This window comes from Bifidobacterium sp. W8110 (assembly GCF_016101375.1).
GTDB lineage: Bacteria > Actinomycetota > Actinomycetes > Actinomycetales > Bifidobacteriaceae > Bombiscardovia > Bombiscardovia asteroides.
Window position 1 is genome coordinate 539,292 of sequence record NZ_JACFQO010000001.1, and the last position, 25,217, is coordinate 564,508.

The following is a 25,217-nucleotide window of genomic DNA, read 5'->3' on the forward strand; positions in this document are numbered from 1 at the left end:
TAGTGTCGGTCTTCTTGATAGCCTCTGTATGGGAATACCGAGGAACGGAGTGTAAATGGCGTTGATTTCGCTCAAGGGCGTGACCAAGATTTACCCCAGGGGGTCCCGTCCAGCCTTGGATAACATCAGCCTGGATGTCAATCGCGGGGATTTCGTTTTTCTGGTGGGCGCCAGCGGGTCGGGCAAGACCACTCTGCTGCGTCTGCTCCTGCGCGAGGAGGAGGCCACCGAGGGGGAGATCCGCGTGGCCGGCAACGACCTGCGACGTCTGCGCAACCGCGAGATTCCCGGGTATCGGCGTTCCATCGGCTTCGTATTCCAGGATTACAAGTTGCTGAACAACAAGACCGTATGGCAGAACGTGGCTTTCACACTGGAGGTCATCGGCGCCCGTCGGTCCACCATTAAGACCCTGGTGCCTCAGGTGCTCAAGACTGTGGGGCTGACCGGCAAGGAGCACAACTACCCCCACGAGCTTTCCGGCGGCGAGGCCCAGCGTGTGGCACTGGCCCGGGCCTACGTCAACAACCCGGAGATTCTGCTGGCGGATGAGCCCACCGGCAACCTTGATCCCACTACCTCCCTGGGCATTATGGAGGTCCTGGATGCCATCAACAGGACCGGCACCACTGTGGTCATGGCCACCCACAACGAGGAGATCGTAAACTCCATGCGCAAGCGGGTGGTGGAGTTGCATACCGGTCGGATTGTGCGTGACGAAGTCCATGGCTCCTATGATTCTTCGCGATTCTTCCCAGACGCCGAGGTTGCTGCGCGCTCTCATCACGCCATTGGGGATCCCGACGACGGCGATGCCCTGGACCGTGTACGTGAGGCTGGAGTTGGAGGGCGCCGCCCGGTTCAAGTCGTCGTGCAGGAGGGGAATAGATCGGCCACCGAGCCCATTGCGGATGGAGCCAAGGGGGCCAGGCAGGTGGTCCAAGCGGCGGCAGAGGCCGTCAACCAGGGTCAATACGGTGACGAGGGAATCGCGCGGTTGGCCAAGTCCATGCATTCGGGGAGAACCGGACGTTATGGGAAGGTCTTCACCTCTGTGGAGGACACTCTGACCTGGGGTAAGGGTCTGGGCAGTCTTGAGTCTGCGCAGGAAGATTCCAGCCAGTGCGAAGACGCGGCTGCAGGGCAGTCCGGTCGTAGGGCCGATTCTGACTCGGACGAGCGATTCCGCAGGCCAGCAACCCAGGTCGCACAGGATCGATCAGGTCAATCGAGTGACGGTTCCGGTGATGGAGGCCACGACGAGGCGGAAACCGATCATGATGAGTCAGCCAATCGTGCTCGGGCAGAGCGCACAGCCCCCGGAAAATCTTCCAAGCCCGCCAGTGGTTCGGACGCTGCTCAGCCCAAGGCGACAACTGAAAGCAGGTCCCAGGATCGGCAGACCGAAGAATCGAGCAGTCGGGATCAGAACAGGAAAAGAGACGATGACCGCAATCGTGATTGTGGTGAAAGAGCGCCCAAGAAGGATGTCAATGCCAAAGATCGCCAACCGATGAAGGGCTCTTCCGCCAGGACTTCCGATCCTGAACAAGGATTCAAGAGGCCCGATCAACCTTCGCGTTATGATGACTCCAGCCCAGCCGAACCGACCGGCAAATCCGGTCAGGACAGTGGACAAATGAAGCATGACGTGGCGGATTCCTCAAAACGGACCTCCAATAAGAGCAGGGCTAATAAAAAGGTCTCAACGAGCGAAAATCGTCATGACGTCGAGTCCATGGGGGCCCCGCCGGCACCTCCTGCTCCGCCCGAGGTCCTTAAGGGATCAAGGAAGTCCCAAGAAGAGAATGATGCATCGGCTCGGGATGAGCGTGATGACGAGAAGAAGGCGGCACGATGAGACTGCGGTTCATCCTTTCCAGCACCTGGGACAACCTGCGTCGCAACGGATCCATGATTCTCTCGGTCATGCTGGTCACTTTCATCTCCTTCCTGTTCATCGGCGCCTCAGGCCTCATGCAGGCTCAGATCAGCAAGGCAAAGGGAGACTGGTACGACCAGGTGGAGGTGGTGGTCTGGCTCTGCCCGGATGGCGCCAGCCAGGCAGCTTCTTGCGCTACGGGCAAGGCACCCACCAACGACGAGATTGTCAAGCTGGAGAACACCATCAATACCGAGTTGCGCGACTCCGTAGCTAAGATCACCTACCAGAGCCGTGAGGACTTCTTCAAGAACACCTTCCTCAAGCAGTATCCTGAAGGCACTTATGAGGGAAGGACCATGACCGCGGCAGATATGCAGGCCTCCCTGCGTCTAAAGCTGAAGGACCCGACCAAGTACCAGGTGGTCTCCGAGGTGCTGTCCGGACGAGATGGGGTGGAGGAGGTCTCTGATCAGCGTCAGATATTCGACCCGGTCTTCAAAATCCTCAATAGAGCCACAGCGGTCACTTTGGTCCTTGCCGTGGTCATGGTGATTGTGGCTATTCTGCTGACCGGCACCACCATCAGGATGAGTGCGGCCTCCCGTCGAAACGAGACGGAGATCATGAGACTGGTGGGAGCGTCCAACTGGACCATCAGGTTGCCCTTCATTCTGGAGGGGGTTGTGGCATCCTTGCTGGGTTCGCTTCTGGCTGTGGGTGCTTTGAGCGCCATCGTCAAACTTTTCATCACGGATTGGCTGGCCCAGACGGTCCAGTGGATGCCCTACGTGGACCAGTCCACGGTCCTGCTCATGGCCCCGGCGCTGATCCTGGGGGCCATGCTCTTGTCCGCATTGGCCTCTTCCATCTCCTTACGGAGGTACCTGAGAACCTGATTCGGGCGACGGGCCGATCGACCTTATGGGTACGAGCTCTGCCATAATGATGACTAGCATGGATGAGTGATTGTGAGGACTTGACCATGAATCGTACGAAACATTTGGAAGCCATCTGCGGCCTGGTGGGGTCGTTGGCCTTGATGTTTGGGGGAGGAATACTGGGATTGACGGTGGCCCCCGCGCCGGCGCGGGCTGATTGGAGCAGCTATCAGCAGAAGGTACAGAGCCATGAGGCCCTGAAGAGCAAGTTGGCGGGCGTCAGCAATGAACTGGCCAACCAGATTTTGAGCCTCAATGATCTGACTGCCAACCAGATTCCGGCGGCGCAGCAGAGGGCCGTTGAAGCCCAGCAGCAGGCCGAGCAAGCTGACAGTCTGGTTCAGGCCACCAACGACCGTCTGCAGGCGGCCCGGAAGGATCGCGCCGACTTGGAGGACAAGATCCGTCAGACCGGCATCGACTATGACGACGCCAAGGCTGGTGTGGCACAGATGGCAAGAAAGAGCTTCCGTGGCTCTGAGGCCTCCCAGGTCATGGACGTGGTGACCAAGTCCTCCAGCACCAAGGACTTTGTGAACAAGATGCAGGCCGATGCAGCCGTGACCCGGTCCGAGGCCAACACAGCCAATGACGCCGCCAATACACTCAATTCGTCTATGAACCGCAAGCAGCGTTTGGAAGCCATTGAGGAGCAGATCAGCAGCTTGAAGGCCAAGGCCGACCAACAGCAGGCTGCGGCTCAGCAGGCGGCAGCCGAGGCGCAGGCCAAGCAGGACAGTCTGCAGGCCTTGCGCGAGCAAGGAACTGCAGCACGCAAGCAACTGGAGGATCAGAAGGCCGCCCTGACCACGCAGTCGGCCCGTGAGGCCGCTGATATTGTGGCCACCGAGTCTATGATCGATTCCTTGAACACAGGCAATGTCGGAGGCGGTGCTGATCCTCATGCCGGTGGTGCCCAGCAGATCGGCGGTGGCGGCTCGGCATCATCGCCGGCTCCGCGGCCTTCTCCGCCGAGCAACGGGGGTGGTACAGGTGCCTCCGGTATGAATTATGGAGTACCTGGCAACTGCCCTGAGGGCTCAGGGTTCTGCTACGGCCATCCCACCGGCAACTCGGTGGGCGGCAGCGCCTATCCCGCTCGTCAGTGCACGCTTTGGGCCTACATCCGTCGCTCGCAGCTGTCCCTGCCTGTGGGATCCTATATGGGCAACGGGGCTGATTGGGCCAATACGGCACGTAGTCTGGGCTACCTGGTCAACAACACTCCGCATGTGGGCGCCGCCATGGTCTTCGCCCGTGGCCAGCGGGTCGGTTCCTGGAATGCAGACTGGACCTATGGCCATGTGGCTGTGGTCGAGCGCGTCAATGCAGATGGATCGGTGCTCATCTCCCAAGGGGGCACCGGCTTCGCATCCTTCCCCGCTTATGAGACGGTCTATGGGGTCGGCAACTACCAATACATTCATTACTGATGCCGTTGCGGGCCAGGTCCACCGCTTGGAACGTCACTATCGCTGTCCGGAGTGCCACGTAGCCTCCTTGGCGCGATCCAGAGGAGGATATTATGGCTAAGGAAACCGGCACATCCATGATCGCCCAGAATCGCAGGGCCCGTCATGACTACCAGATAGAGGATCGGTACGAGGCCGGCATCGCGTTGACCGGGACCGAGGTCAAGTCCCTGCGTGAGGGGCGGGCCTCCCTGGCCGAGTCATTCGTCAGCATCGACCGGCGGCACGAGGTCTGGCTGGAAAACGCCAATATCCCTGAATATCTCAATGGCACCTGGAACAACCATGCCCCCAAGCGCAAGCGCAAGCTGCTCCTCCACGCCAAGCAGATCGTCCGTTTGGAGCGGCAGATTCAGGCCAAAGGCTATACCATCATTCCCCTGAGCCTGTATTTCAAGGACGGCAGGGTCAAGGTGGAGATCGCGGTGGCTCGAGGCAAGCGCGAATATGACAAGCGCCAGTCCCTGCGGGAGGAGCAGGATCGTCGCGAGGCGCAAAGGGCCATGCGCTACCGGAACCGGCGGGGCTGAGCCCCCCTGATATGTTCCCTTGAATCTCCTGAAAACCGCAGTTGCCCGTTGACGGCTTCCTGTTCTATACAGATTCGACACGCCCGGCGCTGATGTCAATAGACGGTGATGAATAGCGTCTTTGGCCCGTTATAGAGCCAAAAATGTCAGTATAAGCAGTCCGCGAGATAGAGTTAATCTTCATCCGTATGCATAAAAATACAAATGTGTGCATAATAGTGCATGTCAATCAAGAGCAATGAGGGGTCGCTTCGGGGCGGTCCGGAAGAGGAGAAGACATGGGCAAGATCAAGGCGGTGTTGGCGGCGGCTCTGAGTGTCACCCTGCTGGCCTCCATCGGAGCCTGCGGAACCACCGACGAGGCGGACACCAGCAGTGCGTCGGGCAAGGCCACCACCAGCTCCCATCCAGCGGCTTTTGACGTCAGCGGCATCAAGAAGGATCCGGCCATTGCGGCCAAGGTGCCCGAGTCGGTTGCCAAGGACGGGAAGCTGACCGTGGGCATGGAGACCTCATATGCGCCTGGTGAGTTCATGAATGAGGACGGAAAGACCCCCATCGGCTATGACGTGGACCTGTCGAACGCCATTGCCAAGGTTATGGGGCTCGAGGGGGAGATGGTCAGCGCTTCCTTCGATACCATCATCCCAGCCATCGGCAGCAAATATGACGCGGGTATCTCCAGCTTCACCATCACCAAGGAGCGGATGCAATCGGTCGACTTCGTAACCACTTTCAATGCGGGCACCGCTTTTGCCGTGAAGAAGGGCAACCCCTCCAAGATCAATCCTGACGACATCTGCGGCGTCAAGGTCGGCGTGCAGACCGGAACCATAGAGGAGCAGCAGGCCGCCGACAAGATTTCGGCCGAGTGCAAGGCCAAGGGCAAGAAGCCGGTGGACGTCCAGTCCTACAAGCAGCAGACCGATGCTGCCACTGCAGTGGTCAACGGCAAGATCGACGTTTTCTATGCTGACTCCCAGGTGACCGGTTACGCCATCAAGCAGACCGATGGACAGCTGGAGAAGCTGGGCAAGGATACCGACATCGTCCTGCAAGGTGCCGCTCTGAAGAAGGGCAGCGGCATGGCCGAGGCCACTCAGGCGGCTCTGCAGAAGCTGATCGACGACGGCGTCTACGCCAAGATCCTCAAGAATTGGGGCGTTCAGAGCGGCGCGGTCGAGAAGGCTGAGATCAACCCTGCGGTCTCTGACTGAGGCAGGGCCAGGCGCGGGTCGTCGCATCGGGTGACCCGCGCCTTAAACAGATGGTTCGGCCAATAGGCCAGGCCTGAATAAGTACAGCGGTGCGGAAGGAAGCAGGAGATGCAAACCAAGAAGGGGACGGACCAGATTCAGATCCCCGGCAGAATACATGCCAGGCCTGTGCGCAAACCGGGGCCGTTCGTAGCTGCGATCATCGTGGCCATATTCGTGGCCATGCTGATCCACGGCATGGTGACCAACCCCAATTTTGATTGGCCCACGGTCTGGAAGTACCTCTTCAATGAGCATGTCCTGGACGGCATCAAGTGGACCCTTCTGCTGACCGTCTACGCCATGGTCCTGGCCACGATTCTGGCCATCATCCTGGCGGTCATGCGCAAGTCGTCCAATCCGGTTCTACGGTGGGTCAGCTGGTTCTTCATCTGGTTCTTCCGAGGCACTCCTGTGTATACCCAGCTGGTCTTCTGGGGCCTCCTCTCCGTACTGATTCCCAAGCTGGCCATCGGCATCCCCTTCGGGCCCGAGTTCTGGAGCATCGACACCAAGACCGTGCTGAACGCCACCGTGGCCACGGTTCTGGGCCTGGGACTGAACGAGGCCGCCTATCTTTCCGAAATCGTCCGTGCCGGCATCGAGGCTGTGGATCCCGGCCAGGAGGAGGCAGCCAAGGCCCTGGGCATGCCCCCGTCCATGATCATGCGGCGGATCGTCCTGCCTCAGGCCATGCGCATCATCGTGCCGCCTACCGGCAATGAGACCATCGGCATGCTCAAGACCACATCCCTGGCTCTTGCCGTGCCCTTCACACTGGAGCTCCAGTTCGCCACCAACGCCATCGCCAACCGCATCTACAAGACCATCCCGCTGCTGATTGTGGCCTGCATCTGGTACCTGGTCATCACCTCCATTCTGATGGTCCTCCAGGCCCAGCTGGAGAAGCACTACGGCAAGGGCTTCGACTCGCGGCCCCTGGCCGGGTCGGGAGCCAAGGACGGCAAGGATGGCGAGGATCCACAGACCCGTCAGGACACTGACAAGGTCAACAAGGTCATGATGGCCGGGCTGAACGCCTGAGCGCAGGAGGAGAATCATGGACGAGCACAGGCAGACCAGGAAAGATGGTCAAGGCGGTAAGGATCCGGCCATCGTCATCAGGAATGTGCACAAGGTATTCGGTGATCAGCATGTGCTGCGGGGAATCAACTTGGAGGTCATGCCAGGCACGGTGACGGCCGTCCTAGGGCCTTCCGGCTCAGGCAAGTCAACGCTGCTGCGGCTGATCAACCAACTGGAGACCCGTACAGCAGGCGAAATCTACGTGGACGGCGAGCTGACCGGATACCAGAGGATCAATACCGGCAAGGGCCCTGTGCTGCAGACCCTGGACGACAGGGCCATTGCCAGGCAGCGATCCAAAATCGGCATGGTCTTTCAACGTTTCAACCTCTTCCCCCACATGACCGCCTTGGAGAACGTCATGGAGGCACCGGTCCATGTGGGCCGGGTTCCCAAGACCGATGCCCGCAAGGAGGCTCAGGCCCAGCTGGAGCGTGTAGGGCTCGAGGACAGGATGGACTACTATCCCGCCCAGCTCTCCGGCGGTCAGCAGCAACGTGTGGCCATCGCGCGAGCCCTGGCCATGCACCCTGACATCATGCTCTTCGACGAGCCCACCTCGGCCCTGGATCCGGAGCTGGTGGGCGAGGTCCTGGGGGTCATGCGACAGGTGGCTCAGCAGGGCATGACCATGGTGGTGGTCACCCACGAAATGGGCTTCGCCCGCGAGGTGGCCGAGCAGATCGTCTTCATGGACCAGGGTGTCGTGGTGGAGCAGGGAGGACCTGACATCATCGACCATCCTCGCACCGAGCGGTTCGCCGAGTTCCTGCATACCGTGCTCTAGGCTCAGGCTCTGCCTGGTTGTAGAAATTCCGGCAAGAAGCCTTCGGGACGGGCGGCGGCGGAACTGCCGTGGCTAGACTGGGGCCCATGTGCGGAATCGTCGGTTATGCGGGATCAGTAAGGACGGCCTGCGGCAGGCCCTTGGAGGTCTGCCTCAAGGGTCTGGAACGTTTGGAGTACCGGGGCTATGACTCGGCCGGAGTGGCCCTGGCTGCCCCTGGGATGGCGCGGGTGGCCGTGCGTAAGAAGGCCGGGCGTCTGGGCAATTTGGTTGTTGATCTGAAGGCCAAGCCCATGCCCGAGGCCACTGTGGGCATCGGCCACACTCGTTGGGCCACCAATGGCGAACCCACTGATGTCAACGCCCATCCCCACATCAGCCGTGACGGCAAGGTCGCGCTGATTCACAACGGGATCATCGAGAACGCATCCAGGCTGCGGCTGGATCTGGAGACCGAGGGGTACACCTTCGTCTCCTCCACGGACACCGAGGTGGCTGCCAAGCTTCTGGGCAAGATTGCCCAGGAGATTATCGATGCCACCGGCCAGCCGGACATCTTCGAGGCCGTCAGGCGTCTGGCCCGTATGCTCAAAGGAGCTTTCACCATCTTGGCCGTGGACTCAAGGCAGCCCGATCTGGTGGTGGGTATCCGACACGATTCGCCGCTGGTGGTTGGCCTGGGGGACGGAGAGAACTACCTGGGTTCTGATGTAGCGGCCTTCGTGGCTTATACCCGTCAGGCCATGGAGCTGGGGCAGGACCAGGCCGTCTGCATCAGCGCGGACCGGGTCCTGGTCACCGATTTCCAGGGACATCCGGTGGAGCATCCGCGTCGCTACACCATCGACTGGGATGCCTCAGCCGCAGAAAAGGGCGGATGGGATTCCTTCATGGACAAGGAGATCCACGAGGATCCTGCGGCCGTCTCCAACACCCTGCTGGGTAGGTACGACGAGTCGGGCGACCTGGATCTGGACGAGGTCCACATCGATGAGGATGTCTTCCGTCAGATTGACAAGATCATCGTCGTGGCATGCGGGACGGCCTCCTACGCGGGCCTGGTGGCCAAGTACGCCATAGAGCACTGGGTTCGCATTCCGGTGGAGGTGGAGCTGGCCCATGAGTTCCGCTACCGTGATCCCATTCTGACCCCGCGCACCCTGGTCGTGGCCATTTCGCAGTCCGGGGAGACCATGGACACGCTGATGGCGCTCCGGCATGCGCGGGAGCAGGGTTCACGGGTTCTGGCCATCTGCAACACCCAGGGGTCAACCATCCCCAGGGAGTCCGATGCCGTGCTCTACACGCACGCTGGTCCCGAGGTGGCTGTGGCATCCACCAAGGCTTTCCTGGCCCAGATCGTGGCGGCCTATCTGCTGGGGCTCTACCTGGCACAGGTCAAGGGAACCATGTATCGAGACGAGATCCACCAGACCATCGACAACCTCAAGGCCATGCCTGCCAAGATCCAGAAAGTGCTGGACAGTCAGGCCGAGGTCATCAAGCAGACGGCGCAGCGCATGTCCAAGGCCCGCTCCTTCCTCTTCCTGGGGCGGCATGTGGGCTATCCGGTAGCCCTGGAGGGGGCGCTCAAGCTCAAGGAGATCGCCTACATCTTCACCGAAGGGTTCGCTGCCGGCGAGCTCAAGCACGGACCCATCGCCCTGGTGGAGCCGGGTGAGCCCGTGGTGGTCATCGTCCCCAGCGCCCGGGGCCGCAATGTGCTGCATGACAAGGTCATTTCGGCCATCGAGGAGGTCAAGGCCCGCGGCGCCTTCACCATTGTTGTGGCCGAGGAAGGCGACCCGGATGCCGACCGCTATGCTGATGTGGTCTTTTGGCGGCCGCCCTGCCCGACCCTGCTCAGCCCCCTGGTTGATGTGGTCCCCCTGCAGCTGTTCGCCCTGGACATGGCCGGGCTCAAGGGTCTGGACGTGGACAAGCCCCGCAACCTGGCCAAGTCGGTTACGGTGGAATAGGGGTGGCCGATGGTTGTCGGGTCCGGGCAGCGGGGGCGCCGGATCGTTCTGGAGGAGCCGCAGATTCCTTTTGAGCCCAGAGTCATCCATGAAGACCGCCGGATCATCGTGGTCGACAAGCCCCACTTTCTGGCCACTACGCCCAGGGGGATGTGGTACGCAGAGACCGTGTTGATCAAAATACGACGACTCTACGGGGAGCCGGACATCATCCCCGCCCACAGGCTTGACAGGGCCACTGCGGGCGTGCTGGTCCTGGTACGTGATCCGGCTGCCAGGCGGGCCTACCAGATGCTCTTCCAGGAGCATCGCGTGCGCAAGGTCTATCAGTGCCTGGCGCCGGTACGACCCATAGTTCGTCCGCAAACCGGCACTGTGCGACATCTGGATCCACCCCGGGTCTTCCCGCTGGAGCGCCGCTCCAGGGTGATCAAGCACCGAGGGATCCTTCAGGCCTGGGAGGAGCGCGGGCCTGTCAATGCCATTACCAGGGTCGATCTGACTGCCGGCCAGGGATCTCTGGCCGGCTATACGCTCTACCCTCGGACGGGCAAGACCCACCAGCTCCGCGTGCACATGAACGCTCTGGGTCTGCCCATAGTAGGCGACGATCTTTACCCCCGGATTCAGACCCAGGCCTATGACGACTTCTCCCGGCCGCTGCAATTGGTGGCCCGTCGCCTGGAATTTACCGACCCTTTCACCGGGGTTAAACGTATCTTCACCTCCGCTGTTCCCTTGGATCTTCAAGAAGAGGCCTGAGCAGTCAGCCTGGTGGGACATAATGGTCAGGGGATTCCGGAGCCGTGGGACGACGTGGACGCGGCAGGCATCCCCGTCCGAGGAGCGAGATGGACCAGGAGGTTCTATCCCATGAGCAAACCGACACGGCGGGCCTATCGATGGCCCAAGCATCTCAAGGGTCAGCAGTCCCTCTGGTACGGATGCGACTACAACCCCGATCAGTGGCCCGAGGATGTATGGGATGAGGACATCAGGCTGATGACCAAGGCAGGGGTCAACGTGGTGGCCCTGGCGGTCTTCTCCTGGTCGCGCATCGAGCCCAGCCAGGGTGTTTTCGACTTCGACTGGCTGGACCGGATCATTGACAAGCTTGGTCGGGCCGGCATCGGGGTCAATCTGGCTTCGGCCACAGCCTCGCCGCCGCTGTGGCTGACCCAGGCCCATCCTGAGGTTCTGCTCAGGGACGAGCGTGGCGACACGGTCTGGCCCGGGGCTCGTCAGCACTGGCGACCCACCTCGCCGGTCTTCCGCTCCTACGCCTTGAAGCTTTGCCGGGCCATGGCCGAGCACTACCGGGACAACCCCTATCTGGTGGCCTGGCATGTGGGCAACGAGTATGGCTGTCACAATCGTTTCGACTATTCCGACGATGCGATGAGGGCCTTCCAGCGCTGGTGCCGCCACCGCTATAAGGACATCGAGGCCGTCAACCGCGCCTGGGGCACGAATTTCTGGTCGCAGAGGCTGAGCGACTTCTCGCAGATTCTGCCGCCGCGTTTTATCGGCCTGGGGAATTTCCAGAATCCGGGACGCATGCTGGACTTCGAACGGTTCAGCTCCGATGCCCTCAAGGATTTCTATATGGCCGAGCGTGACACCTTGGCTGAGATCACCCCGGATATACCTTTGACCACCAACTTCATGGTCAGCGCCGGCGGATTCGCCCTGGACTACGACGACTGGGGCGACCAGGTGGACTTTGTGGCCAATGACCACTATGCGACGCCGGGCAGGAATCATCTGGAGGAGCTGGCCTATTCCTCCAGCCTGGTGGATGCCATCGCCCGTAGGCGCCCCTGGTGGCTCATGGAGCAGTCCACGTCGGCGGTCAACTGGCGGCCGGTCAACCCCCGCAAGGAGCCCGGACAGCTGGAGCGCGATTCCCTGGCTCATCTGGCCCTGGGTGCTGATGCCATCTGCTACTTCCAGTGGAGGCAGTCCCGGGCTGGCGCGGAAAAGTTCCACTCGGCCATGCTCCCTCATGCCGGCGAGGACACGGCCGTCTTCCGTGACGTCTGCCAGCTGGGAGTGGACTTGCAGGGGCTCTCGCAGGCCGGTCTGGCGGGTAGTACGCTGGCCAAGGCCCCGCTGGCCCTGGTCTTCGACTACGCAAGCCAGTGGGCCAGCTCCCACGCTTCCTCGCCCAGCGACCGGGTCGAACATGGCCAGGAGCCGCCGGTCTGGTACCGGGCCTTTCTGGACAACGCCATCCGGCCTGATGTCCTGCCGGTCAGGGCTACCTGGGAGGAGTACCCCCTGGTGGTTCTGCCGGCCCTATACCTGATTGACGCCGATCTTTCCAAGCGACTGCACAAGTATGTACATAGTGGAGGGCGGCTGATCGTCACCTGGGGCAGCGGTATCGCCGACGAGCAGGACCGGGTCTGGACCGGCGGGTATCCGGGGCCGCTTCGGGACCTGTTGGGGCTGTCGGTCGAGGAGTTCGCACCCATGGCTCCAGGCACGCCCGGTCTGCTGGATCATCTGGACCTGACCAACGGGGTCACGGCCCACGACTGGGCCGATGTCATCGGCCACCTGGACAAGGGCACCAAGGTCCTGGCAAGCTACCGGGCGGATCCTTGGACAGGGATGGATGGCATGCCGGCCATGACCGTCCATGACTGGGGTCATGGCAAGGCCGCCTACCTGGGCTGCCGTCTGGATGCCCAGAATCTGTCCAAGGTCCTTCCTGCCCTGCTGGAGGCCCTGGATGTCGCCGATATGAGGTCGGCCCAGGGCGATTCCGATCTGTTGAGAGTTGAGCGAGTCGGCCAGAATGATCGGACGCGCTTTGTCTTTCTGTTCAACCGGACCAAGCATCCGGTGCAGGTTCAGCTGGAGGGGCAGGTCCTGGTGGGCTCGCTGGCAAGCGTTGACGGGGATGGCAAGCAGGCCAGTCTGCAGGTCAATGGTGCGTTGGTGCAGCGTGTGGTCGGCCATCGGCATTGAGCTGGTGAATCCTGTACATGCCGGTGAAGATCAGCTCGGGGTCGTAGACCTCGATCAGGTCGGTGTCCTGCGAGAAGGTACGGCCCATGCCGCCCGTCGCCACGACGTGGAAGTCTCTGCCTATCTCGCTGCGGTACTGACGGATGATCCGTTCCAGGCCGCCGAGGAAGTTGTAGTAGAGTCCGGCCTGCATGGCGGTCCTGGTGCCCGTGGCCATGATGGTCTGTGGACGGGTGATCTCCACCTGGGGCAACTGGGCGGTCTGACCGGCAAGGGCCTGGGCCCCCGAGCGGATGCCCGGCACTATCAGGCCGGAGCGGATGGCGCCCTTGTCGTCCACATAGTTGAAGGTGGTGGCCGTGCCGAAGTCAATGACCAAGACCGGTCCTCCGTAGCGATTGAATGCGCCTACGCAGTCGGCCAAGCAGTCGGCTCCTAGGGAACGCGGGTCGTCCAAACGGATGTTCATGCCTGTCTTCACGCCGGGGCCCACCACCATGGGGTCGATGGAAAAGAAACGGACAAGGCAGGACCTGACGGCGTGCATGACCGCGGGAGCCACTGAAGAGATGATGGCGTCCTGCACGTCCACAGTCTTGTAGCCGGCCAGGGCCATGAGCTGCCCCAGCAGAATTCCGAACTCGTCGGCCGTGTGGTCGATTCTTGTGGTCAGTCTGTAGGAGGCGGCAAGCTGGTCGCCCTCCATGAATCCGACCTCGATGTTGGTGTTGCCGATGTCGATGGCCAGCAGCATGTCTCTTCCTCCCTGCCGTCGTCCGGGTGCGTGGCGCTTTCCGAATCCATCCTAAGCGCATAAGCCTTGGTGATGGCTTCGGGGAGTATGCTGGTGGGCGGTGATCGACCAGAATGGCGGTCAACCGCAGCATAAGGATTCGTCAATGAATGCAGATCGACACGGCACGCATGCCCATGGCAGCGTGACCGCAACAGATACAGACGCGGCCCAGGAGTCAGGACCCAGCACTGACCCCGAACTCAACGCCAGGATCAGGCCCATGAGGTCGGGTGGCAACACCTTGCCCTGGAAACTGCTCAGTCTCCTGCTGGCCCTGGCCTTGGCCCTCTCCTTGTGGACCGGCCATCGTGGAGTCGCTGGTCAGGCCGAGAGCGGAACCGTGGCGGACACGGTCACGGTGGGGCTCAAGCTGGCTCCCACCAATCTGGACATCCGCAACCAGTCAGGCACGGCGCTGGATCAGCTTCTGATCGGCAACGTCTATCAGGGCCTGGTATCGCGGGATTCCCGGAACCGGGTGCGCCCAGGCCTGGCAAAAACCTGGAATGTTTCAGAGGACGGCCTGGTCTACACATTCCACCTGTATGAGGGCATCCGCTTCTCCAACGGTCATGCTCTTCGGGCCCAGGACGTGGTCGACTCCATTCGCGGGCTTATGGCTGGCCACTATCAGGGCAGCGAGATGCTGGAGGGTTTCCAGGGCGTTCAGGCTTCGGATCCGCTGACGGTGCGCCTGACGCTGTCCAGACCCTACCAGGATCTGCTCTGGCAGTTGAGCGGCCGGGCTGGCCTGGTATTTGACCGGCGGGCTCATTACGACATGAAGACCCAGGCTGTGGGATCCGGCCCATACCTGCTGGAAAGCTTTCGTCCAAACGACTCGGTCACACTCAAGGCCGATCCGCACTACTGGGGCAGCGACAAGCCTAAGACGCCAACCATCGTCATCCGCTACCTCAATGACGACAACGCCGCCGTCAACGCCCTGCGCAGCGGGGATGTGCAGGTGCTGGCACCTGTCACCGAGAACCTGGCCAGCCCCTTCCGCAACAGTCCCGACTTCCAGATCAAGGCGGGCGACGACACCGACAAGTACGTCCTGGCCATGAACGGCAAGGGAGCCGTCACATCCGACCCCCGAGTGCGGCAGGCCATCCGCCATGCCATCGATCATCGGCAGCTGATCGCTTCCCGAGGCGGATCGGACAGGGCCCTGGGCGGACCCATACCCTCTCTGGATCCCGGCTATCAGGATTTGACCGGGCTCTACCCACACGATCCGGAGCAGGCGCGGAGGCTCCTGGCCCAGGCCGGGTATGGTCCCGACCACCGGCTGAAGCTGCGGTTGACCTACGCCAACACCTACGGCAGCGAGTTGGGCGATCAGCTGCGCTCGCAGCTGCGTCAGGTGGGCATCGACCTGGACGTGAGGGTGGTGGAGTTCTCGGTCTGGCTGCAGGACGTGCATGCCAACAAGGACTACGACCTGTCTCTGGTGGATCATGGCGAGAGCCACGACTTCCATCAGTGGGCCAACCCCGGCTACTACTACAACTATGACAATCGTCAGGTCCAGGAGCTCTATCAGAAGGCCATGGCCACGACCTCCGCCGATGATTCCGACAGGCTCCTGGCCCGGGCCGCACGGATTGTCAGCAGCGATGCGGCGGCGGATTGGCTCTTCAACTATCGGGTGACCACGGCCTGGCGGACGGGGTTGGCGGGCTTCCCGGTCGATCTGAACCAGTCCCTCATGCCCCTGTCCGACGTGATTTATAGGCAGGGATGACCATGGCCAGATTCCTGATGCGGCGCCTGGTGCTCTTCATCTTGGCGCTGATGGGCATCTCCCTGCTGATTTTCCTGGCCTTGCGTATCCTGCCCGGTGACGTGGCAGCCGTCATGGCCGGACTGAATGCCCCGCCCGAGCGTGTCGACAGGCTCCGTCGGCAGATGGGCCTGGACCGCTCCTACCCAAGGCAGTATCTGGATTGGATCAGCGACTTTCTGAAGGGGGACCTGGGCAGGTCCATTCTGACTAACCGTTCCATTGCCTCCCAGGTGGGCATCCGGGCCCAGATCACCTTCCCGCTGATTCTTTTGGGACTGGGCGTGGCTCTGCTGCTGGGCATCCCCCTGGGTTGCGCCGCCGCTCTGGCGCGCTCGCCGCGGATGCAGTCCTTCAGCCACATGGCAGCCATCGTGGGCGGATCCGTACCGGCTCTCTGGTCAGGACTGCTGCTGATCATGCTCTTTGCCAAAGGCAGCGGCCTGATCGGTCTCCTGCCCTCCCAGGGCTTTCCTGCTCCCGGCTGGGCCCAGCCGGGGCAGGCTCTGGCGGCTTTGATTTTGCCTGCTCTGTCCACCGGCATCATCGTGGGCGCCGGCATCATGCGATATACCCGCTCGTTGTTGGGCGACATGCTCTCTTCGGGGTATGTGGACATGGGCATGGCCTGTGGAATGACTCGGGCCCAGGCTGCTCTACGCATCGGTCTGCGGCTGGCCTCTCCTCAGCTGGTTTCGGTGGTCGGGCTGACCATGGCTGAGATGATTACAGGTGTCATGGTCAGCGAGAACCTGTTCGCCCTTCCGGGACTGGGCTCCATGCTGATCACCGATGTGGGCAACCGGGATCTTCCGGCTGTTCAGTCCGAGCTGCTTCTTCTGGCGGCCTTCTTCCTCTTTCTGGGACTGCTGGTCGACGTTATCCATAGACTGATCGATCCGCGTTTTCGAGGTGCAGTCAGGCAGGAGGTGGCTGACTGATGAGTTGGGAGCATGCAGGCAGACCGCGCTTGGGATCGCGGGTTGCATTCCCCGGGCAACTAGGATTCTTCGTGCGGATGCGGGTGGTACTGGCCAGCATGTGGCGCAAGGCCTCGGGGCGATACTCCCTGACCGTTCTGGCCATTTGGATTCTGGTCTCCCTGGTCTCCAGGTTCTGGACCCCGGTCCCTATCTGGAACACCGATGGTTATCGGATCTGGCAGGCCCCCAGCCGCGCCCACCTTCTGGGAACGGACGGTACCGGAGCGGACATCCTTTCCTGGCTGATGGCGGGGTCGGCCACCAACCTGGCCATCAGCCTTCTGGCTGTCGTCCTGTCAGGCGTATTGGGACTCCTCCTGGTCATGGCCATGGTCTCGCGCCGTTCAGGAGTATCGCAGACGGTCGTAGTCATGGTCGATGCCTTGATTTCCCTGCCCACAGTGCTATTGGCCCTGATCCTGGCTGTCCCTCTGGGACCCAGCATCGCCGTGGTTGTCGTTGCCTGCGGATTCGGCTATGGACTCAACCTGGCCCGGATTGTACGGCCCCAGGCGCTCCTGGCGGCGGAGTCGGACTATGTGCGATTCGCCCGGCACAGTGGGGTCGGGTCCTTCAGAATCTTCTGCACCCACTTGGTGCCCAATGTCATTCCGGTTCTGTCCGTGCAGCTCTCCATGTCGGCGGGGACTTCCGTCCTGGCTGAAGCTGGGTTGACTTACTTGGGGGTGGGCGTTCCCTCCGGTCTACCCTCCTGGGGGCACTCGCTGACCACCTCGGTCAAGTTCATCAACGTCTTTCCGCTGACCGTGCTCTGGCCCGGTCTGGTGGTCACCATGGTGGTGGTGGCTTTGAACCTGTTCGGTGATGCCCTGCGTGATGCCATCGATCCGGTTACCAATCCAAGGCTCAGGGCCGCCGTGGCTGTCGCCGGGCGGTCCGCTCTTCACTTCGTGCACCGGGAGACTTCTGCACAATTGGATGACTCCGGTCGTCATGTCGAAAATACGATCCATGCAGGCGAGGGAGACAATGATGTCGCTGAGTATTGACGGCCTGAACCTGTCTATCAATGGCCGCACCATTCTTGACCAGGTGGACCTCAGAGTTGCAGACGGCCAACGGGTCGGCCTGATCGGCTCCTCCGGCTCCGGAAAGTCGATGATCGCCCGCAGCGTTTTGGGCACCGCACCGCTGACGGCCTCTCTATCGGGATCCATTTTGGTGGACGGGCTTCAGATTCTCGGTTCCGATGACCGGTCCCTGGCGGATTTGCGCGGCTCCTGGATGGGCATGATCTTTCAGAATCCCTCCACTGCCCTGAACCCGGTAAAGAAGATATACAACCAGGTCGAGCTTCCTCTTCGTCGCCACTATCGGCTGAGCGTCCAGGAACGGCACAGACGGGTCATGGAAATATTGGACCAGGTCGGGTTGGATGCGAATCTGGCCGGCTCTTATCCGCATGAGCTGTCCGGGGGCCAGCAGCAGCGGGCGGCCATAGCCACGGCCTTGGTCACCAAGCCCAGACTGATACTGGCGGACGAGACGACCACGGCCCTGGATGCCATCACCCAGCGGCAGATTGTAGATCTGCTGGTTTCCCTGGTCGATCAGAGCGGGGCCTCCCTCCTGTTCATCACCCACGACTTCTCCGTACTGGCTCGGGTTGCTGATTACTGCTACATCCTTGACGCTGGGCGAGTGGTGGAAAGCGGGCAGACTCAGAGCATTCTGCACAGTCCCTGCAGTCCACAGGGCAGGACCTTGGTGAGGGCGGCAAGAGAGTTGACGCTGAGTGCAGATGGAGGCAAGCATGAGGCCGACTGACGGTGCACATACCGATCCGATCCTGACAGGGAAGGGCCTGACCAAGGTCTATGCCTCCACAGGAAGTGGAACGGCTCGAAAAGCTGCGGTTGATGGAATCGATATTTCCCTCCGACCAGGGGAGTGTCTGGCGATCATAGGGCAGTCTGGTTCAGGAAAAACCACGCTTTCACGTCTGCTCCTGGGCCAGTTGAGGCCTGATGCCGGGCAGGTGGCATATGAGGGCGGATCCGTTCTGCATGGTTCCCAGGCCGCCAAGGCACTTGTGCGGGACTCTGCTCTGGTTTTTCAGAACCCCTTTGCCTCGCTTGATCCGCGATGGACAATCGGCCGATCGGTCGCCGAACCTCTTCTGGCTGCCAGGCTCAAGGCGAGCAGATACGGCTGGCATCGATATCAGAGGGAGCGAGACCTCGCTGATCGGGTGGCCAAGGTCTTGTCAGAGGTTCAGCTTGACCCAGGCAGAATCATGACGGCTTATCCTTCAGATCTGTCTGGCGGCCAGGCCCAGCGGGCGGCCATAGCCCGGGCCCTGATCGTCAAGCCCCGGATACTCTTGGCCGATGAGCCAATGAGCGCCATCGACGTCTCGGCACGCGTCGGAATTCTCCATACCCTTCAATCCATCATGGCCCAGTCCAGGCAGCAGAGCGATCCGTCCAAGGGCATGTCCTTGATCATCATTTCCCATGATTTGGGGGTGGTCCAGCACATCGCGGACAGGGTCATGGTGCTTAGCCAGGGGAAGGTGGTGGAGGAGGGGCCTGTGAGGACCATCCTCAATCACCCCAGTCAGTCATATACTCGTCAGCTACTGGCAGCTGCAACCCTATAGGTACCGGGACTTGTCCGGCATCCGGGCAAGCAGAATTACATGAGGGCATGCCCGTCCCTGCCGGATAAGAGAGGGCGGCGGGGGCATATGTGCGGAGCAAGCGGGCAGATTAAAGCTGCACCTGAATTGACGGTTGGGAAAGTAAAATGTAGACTGTTGGTTAGTTACTCAAGTAACTAAGTAATAAACAGTAGTAAGGGTCCTGACTCGACGCCCTGAATCAAGGCAGACAAGGCGGTCAAACGATGGCGATCGAAATACCGGATGGTCGGCCAGTTTTCGTGAAGGTGGCGGACAGGTTGGCCGAAGCCATAGCCGAGGGTTTGGTCGCCGATGGTGAAAGGATTCCCAGCACCACGGAAATCTCGACCGCTTACCAGATCAACCCGGCAACCGTCCTCAAGGGGATGAACCTGCTGGTCGACCGGGGTCTTCTGGAGAAACGGCGGGGGCTGGGCATGTTTGTCACTGCCGGTGCGGGCCGAAGCGTTCGTGAGCGTCGCAGGAGTGAACTCCTGAACGGGAGGTTCCAGGATCTGGTCGAAGAAGCCAAGTCTCTGGACGTATCCCGTGAGGACCTGGACGCCATCATAGAAAGGGTCTACCAATGAGTCTGACAGTTTCCAAGGTGGACAAATCGTACGGAAAGCTGAAGGCCCTGGATGAGATCTCGCTCTGCTTTGAGCCCGGTAATATATACGGACTCTTCGGGCGGAACGGGGCCGGCAAGTCCACCCTGTGCAATCTGATGACGGGCAGGATACTTCCTGACCATGGGCTGGTCCACTTGGACGGAAGCGGGCTGGTCAACGATTCGAGAATCATTCGCCGCGTGGCCTTGGTCAACGAAACCTGGCCCTATCCATCCCGACGGCACATTAGGCAGGCATTTGCCATGGCCGAGGGGTTTTACGGTGATTTCGACTGGCACTTGGCCGAGAGCATTCTTAAGAGCTTCGCATTGAGGCTGACTGACACTTTTGCCTCCCTTTCCATGGGGCAGCGTCAGGTGGTCAAGGACACCATCGGACTCTGTCTGCCTGTGGAATACCTCATTCTGGATGAACCGACGACAGGATTGGATGCAGCGGCCAGGGAGAGAATCTACGCCTTCGTTCTGGAGTCCTATCAGCGACGCGGACCGACCATGATCATCGCTACCCATATCATCAACGAGGTCAGCCAGCTCATCTCCCGCGCTACGATCATCGACCAGGGGCGGGTCCTGCGATCTTTCAGCGTGGATGATCTGTCAGTCCTGGGGACCACTGTCACTGGACGTCCGCGTGATGTAGAGGGCTACCTTGCCCAGGGCGACCCGCAGCTGCTGAGCAGGCAGCGCATCGGCGACCTGCTGCGCGTCAGCTTCGAGGGGCCGGTGCCTGACGAGCAGCCCAAGGGTCTTATTGTCGCCCCCATGGATCTGCAGACCTACTTCGTCCAGATTACGGAAGGTGCGACACAATGAATAACATGCAAGTTGCAGAGGCAGTGCGGACGAAGACCAAGCCAGGGCCAGACAGGCCCGACATCGGTGCGGGACCGGCTGAAGGATGGGCCCGAATCAAGCGCTTCCTGTCGCCTGCGGTGCAGACCCGGATGGCCCTGCGTGTACAGGTGATGCCGAGGCTGATCGTCTTTTTGATTTGGGCTCTCGTCCTCGCTCTGGGAGTTGTGGGGTTTATTCCCCTAAGCTCTGGCTTCACTGGTCTGTTCACCGAGATGGTGTTCATGGCCACCGCCCTTGCCTGCTCACTGGCGACTTTCCGGCCCCTGATCTCCAACGCCGTGACCCGGTCCACGATCGCATGGACCCAGATCATCTCCAATGTGGTCATGGCCCTAGCGACAGCTACTTTCATGATTGGGATCGCCATTATCAGCAACCTGGGCCAAATCGGATGGATGCCCTTTACGGAAAGTTACCAAAGGTTTCTCGTGCAGGGCTGCTCACCTTGGAGGCTCACTCTTGATCCCTGGAGTGTTTCATGCTTTAACCGGTCGTATGACCAGCAGCCGTCCCGTTGGCTGGCTCTGGCCTTGCATGTCTTCATGGTGCAGGTGGCCGTCGTTCTGCTTGGTCAGGTGCTGGGTGACCTAGCTGCCCGTCTTGATCGAAAAGGCGGATGCCTGTTGCTGGCAGGGCTGTTGATCTGTGTTGGTCTCTGGTATTCGATTTCCGGCTGGAATTTCTGGGGTTGGCCGCAAACGGCGGTTCGGATGCTCAATCTGACGCGCGGCCATTGGATGTACAAGACCTTGAGCCCCTTCATGAATTCTGACCTATGGGGATACTTCACTGTGTATTTGCTTTGGCCCCAGGTGGTCTTCACCCTTGTCTTCTCGGCCATATGCATCATGTTCAGCTACTGGCTCACCAGCCGTCGGCAGCTGCCAGCCATCCAAGGGTTGGGCATTCTGGGTTAGTGGCAAATAGCTATGCATCTCGGCGACGATTGACCACATGGTCGTTCGCCCACTGCTTGACTCCTGCAGGGGCAATAGACTGGGGAATCATGGTGGACATCCAGGATGCAGGGCAGGCGCTGAAGCGGTATTTCGGATATGAGTCTTTTCGCCCGGGTCAGGAGGATCTGGTCAAGGCCATCCTGAATGGGCGAGACTGCTTGGGTGTTATGCCGACCGGTGCCGGCAAGTCCATCTGCTATCAGATTCCTGCCACCCTTCTGGACGGTTTGACCATCGTCATCTCTCCCTTGGTTTCCCTGATGAAGGACCAGGTGGACGGGCTGGAGGATGCGGGCATCCCGGCTTCGTTCGTCAATTCCACCCAGGATATGGATGAGCAGTCCCTGGCCCTGGCTCAGGCTGCACAAGGGCACAGCAAGATCCTCTACGTGGCTCCCGAGCGGCTGGATGCCCCCAGATTCAGGGAATTCGCCCAGCATACGAGGATCTCCCTGCTGGCTGTGGACGAAGCCCATTGCGTATCGCAGTGGGGTCAGGACTTCCGCCCTGCCTACCTGGGCATCGGCGATTTCATCGGATCCCTGCCCAGTCGGCCCACGGTGGCAGCCTTCACCGCTACGGCGACCGAGAAGGTTCGGCGCGACATCGTATACATGTTGGGCTTGGACGACCCCTATGTGGCGGTGACTGGATTCGACAGACCCAACCTCTTCTTTGACGTAATCAAACTGGAGAGCAAATACAAGAATCGCTGGGTGGTCCAGTACGCCCTGAAGCATGGAAATGACTCAGGTATTGTCTACTGCGCCACCCGTAAGGAGACCGAAGCCCTGGCAGATGATCTGAGCAAGGCAGGTGTCAGCGCTGTCAGCTACCACGCCGGCATGGATGCCCAGGACAGGGAACAGGCGCAGCGGGACTTCGTCAACGACAAGGTGCAGGTGGTCGTGGCCACCAATGCTTTCGGCATGGGCATCGATAAGTCCAACGTGCGATATGTCATCCATCACAACATGCCTGAGAGCATCGAGGCCTACTACCAGGAGGCCGGCAGGGCGGGACGTGACGGTGAGCCCGCCCGATGTTCGCTGCTGTGGAACGAGAGCGACATCGTCACCCGCAGACGTTTGCTGGACATGGACAACGGCAACGACAGACTGAGCGGTGAGCAGGCTGAAGCGGTCAGGGCCGAACACCGGCGTCTGCTCAACGTCATGATTGGCTACTGTCGGACCACCGGTTGCCTTCACCAGTACATGCTTCGGTACTTCGGCGAGGAGGTGGATCAGGCTGCCGCAGGTCTTTCGCCCGCCGAGGCCGACAACGGCAAATTCGCCCCGGTAGAACATACCGACACGGACAGCGGCGGCTGCCGGAACTGTTCCAACTGTCTGAGCACCTTCAAGACCATCGATGTCAGCGATGTGGCCCGTGCCATCAGCAGATGCGTGCATGATGTGAACCAGGGGTTCGGTTCAGGGAAAATCGCCCAGATCCTCCGGGGTTCGCGCTCGCAGGATCTTCTTCGGCGAGGGCTGGACCGGTGTCCCAGCTATGGCGCTCTGGCCCAGGTTCCAGAGGCGCGAATTCGCGACGTGCTCAACCAGATGGCCTCGGACGGGTATCTGTATATCACCGAAGGGCGGCTGCCCATGGTCCATTTCGGTTCCAAGGCCGCGCAGACGGTCAGTCCGGACTTTCACTACGAAATCAAGCGGACGGAACGCCCGAGTGCTTCAGGCAAGGTCTTCGGCGGTGGATCTTCTTCGACGCTCGACGATGGCGGTCTCGACCCGGCCGGTGCAAGTGATGTCAGTCCAGAGGATGAGAAGCTTTTCCAGAAGCTGCGCGATCTGCGGACCAGCATAGCCCACAAAATCGGCAAGCCTCCCTATATCGTCTTCTCCGACAAGGCCCTGCGCGATATGTGCCGCCTTCGGCCCATCGATGATGCAACCTTCCTGGCCGTCAACGGGGTGGGACAGCACAAGCTGGAGCAATATGGGCCCCAGTTCATGGGGGTCATCTCCGAGTTCTCGGCCGGGAGATAGGTGAATATGGTCAGGGGCTCGTCAGAATCTGATAGGCGGGTCGGCCTACCATGAGATATACATGACTTCATCGCGGCTGCCTTTCATATTGGGCATCCGACAGGAAAGGAAAGAGCAATGGCTGACAAACCTATCGTGGAGAGCTTCCAGCTGGATCACACCAAGGTCAAGGCGCCCTACGTTCGTCTGATCGACGAGGAGAAGGGCCCTCAGGGAGACATCATCTCCAACTATGATCTGCGCCTGGTCCAGCCCAATCAGAACGCCATTCCAACTGCCGGGCTGCACACCATCGAGCACACCATCGCCGTGCTCCTGCGCGAGCGCATCCCTGGCTATATCGACTGCTCGCCTTTTGGCTGCCGGACGGGCTTCCACCTGCTTGCCTGGGGCCGTCATTCGACCGAAGATGTGGCCAAGGCCCTGAAGGAGTCGCTGGAGTTCATCGCCGAAAAGGCCACCTGGGACGACGTACCGGGCACCGAGATCACATCCTGTGGCAACTACCGCGATCATTCGCTTTTCTCGGCCAAGCAGTGGAGCCGCGACATCGTGGCGGCTGGCATCAGCTCCGATCCTTACGAGCGCAAGCTGGTCTGAGTTTCACAAACGTGGAAACTGGGCAAGGGCAGAACCCTGCCCAGTTTTTCTTTTTGAAGTGTCCCCGCCTAAAACATTTGGTACGAATTGGCCACTCGTGCCTGATCCTTGGTATTCCTTTGGGCCAGGAGTTCCTGCGGCATGTGGTCATGCCAAACCGTCTGGTCAGCTGACCAAGCGTGTTCAACCTGACCTGTGCTCGTCATTTGTACTCGGAAGACCTGGTTCAGGAGGCTGCAGAATAGCCCACACTATTCCCTGATTCGCTCAATGCGTACTCACCTCGTGACTGCCTGCTGATGGATACACTCGTACTTCGGCAATCGCAGGGGCGGGTTTCGTCCCTGCCGCACCGGTCGAGAAAGAGGTAGCCACAGTGAGCAGGTACGCGATGGAAACAGCACGTTGGATCCGTCATGCCACCATGGACGACTTTGAGGCGATCATGCCTGTCTACGCCTACGCCAGAAAGCGGATGGCGCAGACCGGCAACCCACGTCAGTGGGGGGACAAGTACCCCCTGCCCGAACGCATCCGCGAGGACATCGCCGGTGGCCACACCATGCTATTGGTTGACGATGCGGCCGGTATGGATCAAATTCCTGAGGATCCCGTCTACCCTGAACCGGAGTTGGACGAGCACAAGGGCAGCCATGAGCGCATCATCGGCGTTTTCGCCCTCTTCCATGACCCGGAACCGGATTATAGGGTCATTGATGGCAGCTGGCTGGACGATCAGCCCTATACCACCATCCATCGGGTGGCCGCCTCGGGACTGGGGCGTCACGCGGCCGGGGACCTGCTCGATTGGAGCATACGCCGGTACGAGAACATCCGCGCCGATACGGGATTGAAGAACTACGCCATGCAGCACATCCTGGAGACCCATGGCTTCACCCGCTGCGGCAACATCATCATGCCTGAAAACAAAGAGATTGAGAACGTGCGGGTGGCCTACCAGCTGCACAATCGTCCCCTTGACCTGGCTGAGCGGGAAAGGGAGGCCAAGCGCTTGGTCGCCGTCTGAGGGCGGGGG

Annotated in this window: 21 protein-coding genes and 1 pseudogene; 21 read left to right on the forward strand and 1 reads right to left on the reverse strand. The window is 60.7% G+C overall.

Annotated elements, in window-relative coordinates:
- Positions 1 to 55: 55 nt before the first annotated feature.
- The 10 genes and pseudogenes from ftsE to H3T88_RS02320 all read left to right on the forward strand — a co-directional run.
- A pseudogene (gene ftsE / locus H3T88_RS08625) lies at positions 56 to 1,087 on the forward strand (cell division ATP-binding protein FtsE); the annotation flags it as partial.
- Positions 1,088 to 1,857: 770 nt separating this feature from the next.
- On the forward strand, positions 1,858 to 2,781 hold the full coding sequence (gene ftsX / locus H3T88_RS02280) for a permease-like cell division protein FtsX (RefSeq protein ID WP_015022221.1): 924 nt from the start codon (positions 1,858 to 1,860) through the stop codon (positions 2,779 to 2,781).
- Between the two features lie 86 nt (positions 2,782 to 2,867).
- The gene (locus tag H3T88_RS02285) at positions 2,868 to 4,256 is read left to right on the forward strand and encodes a CHAP domain-containing protein (protein WP_198203380.1); all 1,389 of its coding nucleotides are present in this window, start codon (positions 2,868 to 2,870) and stop codon (positions 4,254 to 4,256) included.
- Between the two features lie 92 nt (positions 4,257 to 4,348).
- The gene (gene smpB, locus H3T88_RS02290; protein ID WP_015022219.1) at positions 4,349 to 4,825 is read left to right on the forward strand and encodes an SsrA-binding protein SmpB; all 477 of its coding nucleotides are present in this window, start codon (positions 4,349 to 4,351) and stop codon (positions 4,823 to 4,825) included.
- A gap of 278 nt (positions 4,826 to 5,103) precedes the next feature.
- Positions 5,104 to 6,042: an ABC transporter substrate-binding protein gene (locus H3T88_RS02295; protein WP_198203381.1), complete on the forward strand. Its 939-nt coding sequence runs from the start codon at positions 5,104 to 5,106 to the stop codon at positions 6,040 to 6,042.
- Positions 6,043 to 6,150: 108 nt separating this feature from the next.
- Entirely contained in the window at positions 6,151 to 7,125 is a 975-nt protein-coding gene (locus H3T88_RS02300) for an amino acid ABC transporter permease (RefSeq protein WP_015022217.1), read from the forward strand.
- 16 nt (positions 7,126 to 7,141) lie between these two features.
- Positions 7,142 to 7,954 carry an amino acid ABC transporter ATP-binding protein gene (locus H3T88_RS02305; protein WP_198203382.1) on the forward strand — a complete coding sequence of 271 codons (813 nt, stop codon included), beginning with the start codon at positions 7,142 to 7,144 and terminating at the stop codon, positions 7,952 to 7,954.
- 86 nt (positions 7,955 to 8,040) lie between these two features.
- Positions 8,041 to 9,933 (forward strand): glutamine--fructose-6-phosphate transaminase (isomerizing), encoded by a 1,893-nt coding sequence (gene glmS, locus H3T88_RS02310; RefSeq protein WP_198203537.1) that lies wholly within the window; start codon positions 8,041 to 8,043, stop codon positions 9,931 to 9,933.
- 9 nt (positions 9,934 to 9,942) lie between these two features.
- Entirely contained in the window at positions 9,943 to 10,695 is a 753-nt protein-coding gene (locus tag H3T88_RS02315) for a pseudouridine synthase (protein ID WP_198203383.1), read from the forward strand.
- Positions 10,696 to 10,806: 111 nt separating this feature from the next.
- On the forward strand, positions 10,807 to 12,909 hold the full coding sequence (locus tag H3T88_RS02320) for a beta-galactosidase (protein ID WP_198203384.1): 2,103 nt from the start codon (positions 10,807 to 10,809) through the stop codon (positions 12,907 to 12,909).
- On the opposite strand, the gene H3T88_RS02325 is transcribed toward H3T88_RS02320, so the two are convergent.
- Positions 12,866 to 13,663 carry a type III pantothenate kinase gene (locus tag H3T88_RS02325; RefSeq protein ID WP_198203385.1) on the reverse strand — a complete coding sequence of 266 codons (798 nt, stop codon included), beginning with the start codon at positions 13,661 to 13,663 and terminating at the stop codon, positions 12,866 to 12,868. The two genes, H3T88_RS02320 and H3T88_RS02325, sit on opposite strands and share 44 nt — an antisense overlap.
- Positions 13,664 to 13,808: 145 nt before the next feature.
- On the opposite strand from H3T88_RS02325, the gene H3T88_RS02330 reads away from it, so the two are divergent.
- The 11 genes from H3T88_RS02330 to H3T88_RS02380 all read left to right on the forward strand — a co-directional run bounded on the left by H3T88_RS02330 (position 13,809) and on the right by H3T88_RS02380 (position 25,208).
- Complete coding sequence (locus H3T88_RS02330; RefSeq protein ID WP_198203386.1) at positions 13,809 to 15,455, forward strand: ABC transporter substrate-binding protein; 1,647 nt, start codon at positions 13,809 to 13,811, stop codon at positions 15,453 to 15,455.
- A 2-nt stretch (positions 15,456 to 15,457) separates the two neighbouring features.
- Complete coding sequence (locus tag H3T88_RS02335; RefSeq protein ID WP_198203387.1) at positions 15,458 to 16,435, forward strand: ABC transporter permease; 978 nt, start codon at positions 15,458 to 15,460, stop codon at positions 16,433 to 16,435.
- 77 nt (positions 16,436 to 16,512) lie between these two features.
- On the forward strand, positions 16,513 to 17,487 hold the full coding sequence (locus tag H3T88_RS02340) for an ABC transporter permease (RefSeq protein ID WP_232347064.1): 975 nt from the start codon (positions 16,513 to 16,515) through the stop codon (positions 17,485 to 17,487).
- A complete protein-coding gene (locus H3T88_RS02345) occupies positions 17,471 to 18,265 on the forward strand; it encodes an ABC transporter ATP-binding protein (RefSeq protein ID WP_198203538.1) in 795 nt (264 codons plus the stop codon). The genes H3T88_RS02340 and H3T88_RS02345 overlap by 17 nt, the downstream gene beginning before the upstream one ends.
- Positions 18,252 to 19,100, forward strand: a complete 849-nt coding sequence (locus tag H3T88_RS02350) for an ABC transporter ATP-binding protein (RefSeq protein WP_198203389.1) — start codon at positions 18,252 to 18,254, stop codon at positions 19,098 to 19,100. The genes H3T88_RS02345 and H3T88_RS02350 overlap by 14 nt, the downstream gene beginning before the upstream one ends.
- Positions 19,101 to 19,345: 245 nt before the next feature.
- Positions 19,346 to 19,711 carry a GntR family transcriptional regulator gene (locus H3T88_RS02355; RefSeq protein ID WP_015022206.1) on the forward strand — a complete coding sequence of 122 codons (366 nt, stop codon included), beginning with the start codon at positions 19,346 to 19,348 and terminating at the stop codon, positions 19,709 to 19,711.
- Positions 19,708 to 20,568: an ATP-binding cassette domain-containing protein gene (locus tag H3T88_RS02360; protein ID WP_198203390.1), complete on the forward strand. Its 861-nt coding sequence runs from the start codon at positions 19,708 to 19,710 to the stop codon at positions 20,566 to 20,568. Before H3T88_RS02355 ends, H3T88_RS02360 begins: the two co-directional genes overlap by 4 nt.
- Positions 20,565 to 21,527: a hypothetical protein gene (locus H3T88_RS02365; RefSeq protein ID WP_198203391.1), complete on the forward strand. Its 963-nt coding sequence runs from the start codon at positions 20,565 to 20,567 to the stop codon at positions 21,525 to 21,527. The genes H3T88_RS02360 and H3T88_RS02365 overlap by 4 nt, the downstream gene beginning before the upstream one ends.
- 89 nt (positions 21,528 to 21,616) lie before the next feature.
- Positions 21,617 to 23,581, forward strand: a complete 1,965-nt coding sequence (locus H3T88_RS02370; protein WP_198203539.1) for a RecQ family ATP-dependent DNA helicase — start codon at positions 21,617 to 21,619, stop codon at positions 23,579 to 23,581.
- 117 nt (positions 23,582 to 23,698) lie between these two features.
- A complete protein-coding gene (locus tag H3T88_RS02375) occupies positions 23,699 to 24,181 on the forward strand; it encodes an S-ribosylhomocysteine lyase (protein WP_029678668.1) in 483 nt (160 codons plus the stop codon).
- Between the two features lie 391 nt (positions 24,182 to 24,572).
- A complete protein-coding gene (locus H3T88_RS02380) occupies positions 24,573 to 25,208 on the forward strand; it encodes an N-acetyltransferase (RefSeq protein ID WP_198203392.1) in 636 nt (211 codons plus the stop codon).
- The last annotated feature ends 9 nt before the right edge of the window (positions 25,209 to 25,217 follow it).

Bases quoted from the DNA above. Each gene is read 5' to 3' on its own strand.
- ftsX (WP_015022221.1), top strand. From the start codon at position 1,858: ATGAGACTGCGGTTCATCCTTTCCAGCACCTGGGACAACCTGCGTCGC.
- H3T88_RS02285 (WP_198203380.1), top strand. From the start codon at position 2,868: ATGAATCGTACGAAACATTTGGAAGCCATCTGCGGCCTGGTGGGGTCG.
- smpB (WP_015022219.1), top strand. From the start codon at position 4,349: ATGGCTAAGGAAACCGGCACATCCATGATCGCCCAGAATCGCAGGGCC.
- H3T88_RS02295 (WP_198203381.1), top strand. From the start codon at position 5,104: ATGGGCAAGATCAAGGCGGTGTTGGCGGCGGCTCTGAGTGTCACCCTG.
- H3T88_RS02300 (WP_015022217.1), top strand. From the start codon at position 6,151: ATGCAAACCAAGAAGGGGACGGACCAGATTCAGATCCCCGGCAGAATA.
- H3T88_RS02305 (WP_198203382.1), top strand. From the start codon at position 7,142: ATGGACGAGCACAGGCAGACCAGGAAAGATGGTCAAGGCGGTAAGGAT.
- glmS (WP_198203537.1), top strand. From the start codon at position 8,041: ATGTGCGGAATCGTCGGTTATGCGGGATCAGTAAGGACGGCCTGCGGC.
- H3T88_RS02315 (WP_198203383.1), top strand. From the start codon at position 9,943: ATGGTTGTCGGGTCCGGGCAGCGGGGGCGCCGGATCGTTCTGGAGGAG.
- H3T88_RS02320 (WP_198203384.1), top strand. From the start codon at position 10,807: ATGAGCAAACCGACACGGCGGGCCTATCGATGGCCCAAGCATCTCAAG.
- H3T88_RS02325 (WP_198203385.1), bottom strand. From the start codon at position 13,663: ATGCTGCTGGCCATCGACATCGGCAACACCAACATCGAGGTCGGATTC.
- H3T88_RS02330 (WP_198203386.1), top strand. From the start codon at position 13,809: ATGAATGCAGATCGACACGGCACGCATGCCCATGGCAGCGTGACCGCA.
- H3T88_RS02335 (WP_198203387.1), top strand. From the start codon at position 15,458: ATGGCCAGATTCCTGATGCGGCGCCTGGTGCTCTTCATCTTGGCGCTG.
- H3T88_RS02340 (WP_232347064.1), top strand. From the start codon at position 16,513: ATGCGGGTGGTACTGGCCAGCATGTGGCGCAAGGCCTCGGGGCGATAC.
- H3T88_RS02345 (WP_198203538.1), top strand. From the start codon at position 17,471: ATGTCGCTGAGTATTGACGGCCTGAACCTGTCTATCAATGGCCGCACC.
- H3T88_RS02350 (WP_198203389.1), top strand. From the start codon at position 18,252: ATGAGGCCGACTGACGGTGCACATACCGATCCGATCCTGACAGGGAAG.
- H3T88_RS02355 (WP_015022206.1), top strand. From the start codon at position 19,346: ATGGCGATCGAAATACCGGATGGTCGGCCAGTTTTCGTGAAGGTGGCG.
- H3T88_RS02360 (WP_198203390.1), top strand. From the start codon at position 19,708: ATGAGTCTGACAGTTTCCAAGGTGGACAAATCGTACGGAAAGCTGAAG.
- H3T88_RS02365 (WP_198203391.1), top strand. From the start codon at position 20,565: ATGAATAACATGCAAGTTGCAGAGGCAGTGCGGACGAAGACCAAGCCA.
- H3T88_RS02370 (WP_198203539.1), top strand. From the start codon at position 21,617: ATGGTGGACATCCAGGATGCAGGGCAGGCGCTGAAGCGGTATTTCGGA.
- H3T88_RS02375 (WP_029678668.1), top strand. From the start codon at position 23,699: ATGGCTGACAAACCTATCGTGGAGAGCTTCCAGCTGGATCACACCAAG.
- H3T88_RS02380 (WP_198203392.1), top strand. From the start codon at position 24,573: ATGGAAACAGCACGTTGGATCCGTCATGCCACCATGGACGACTTTGAG.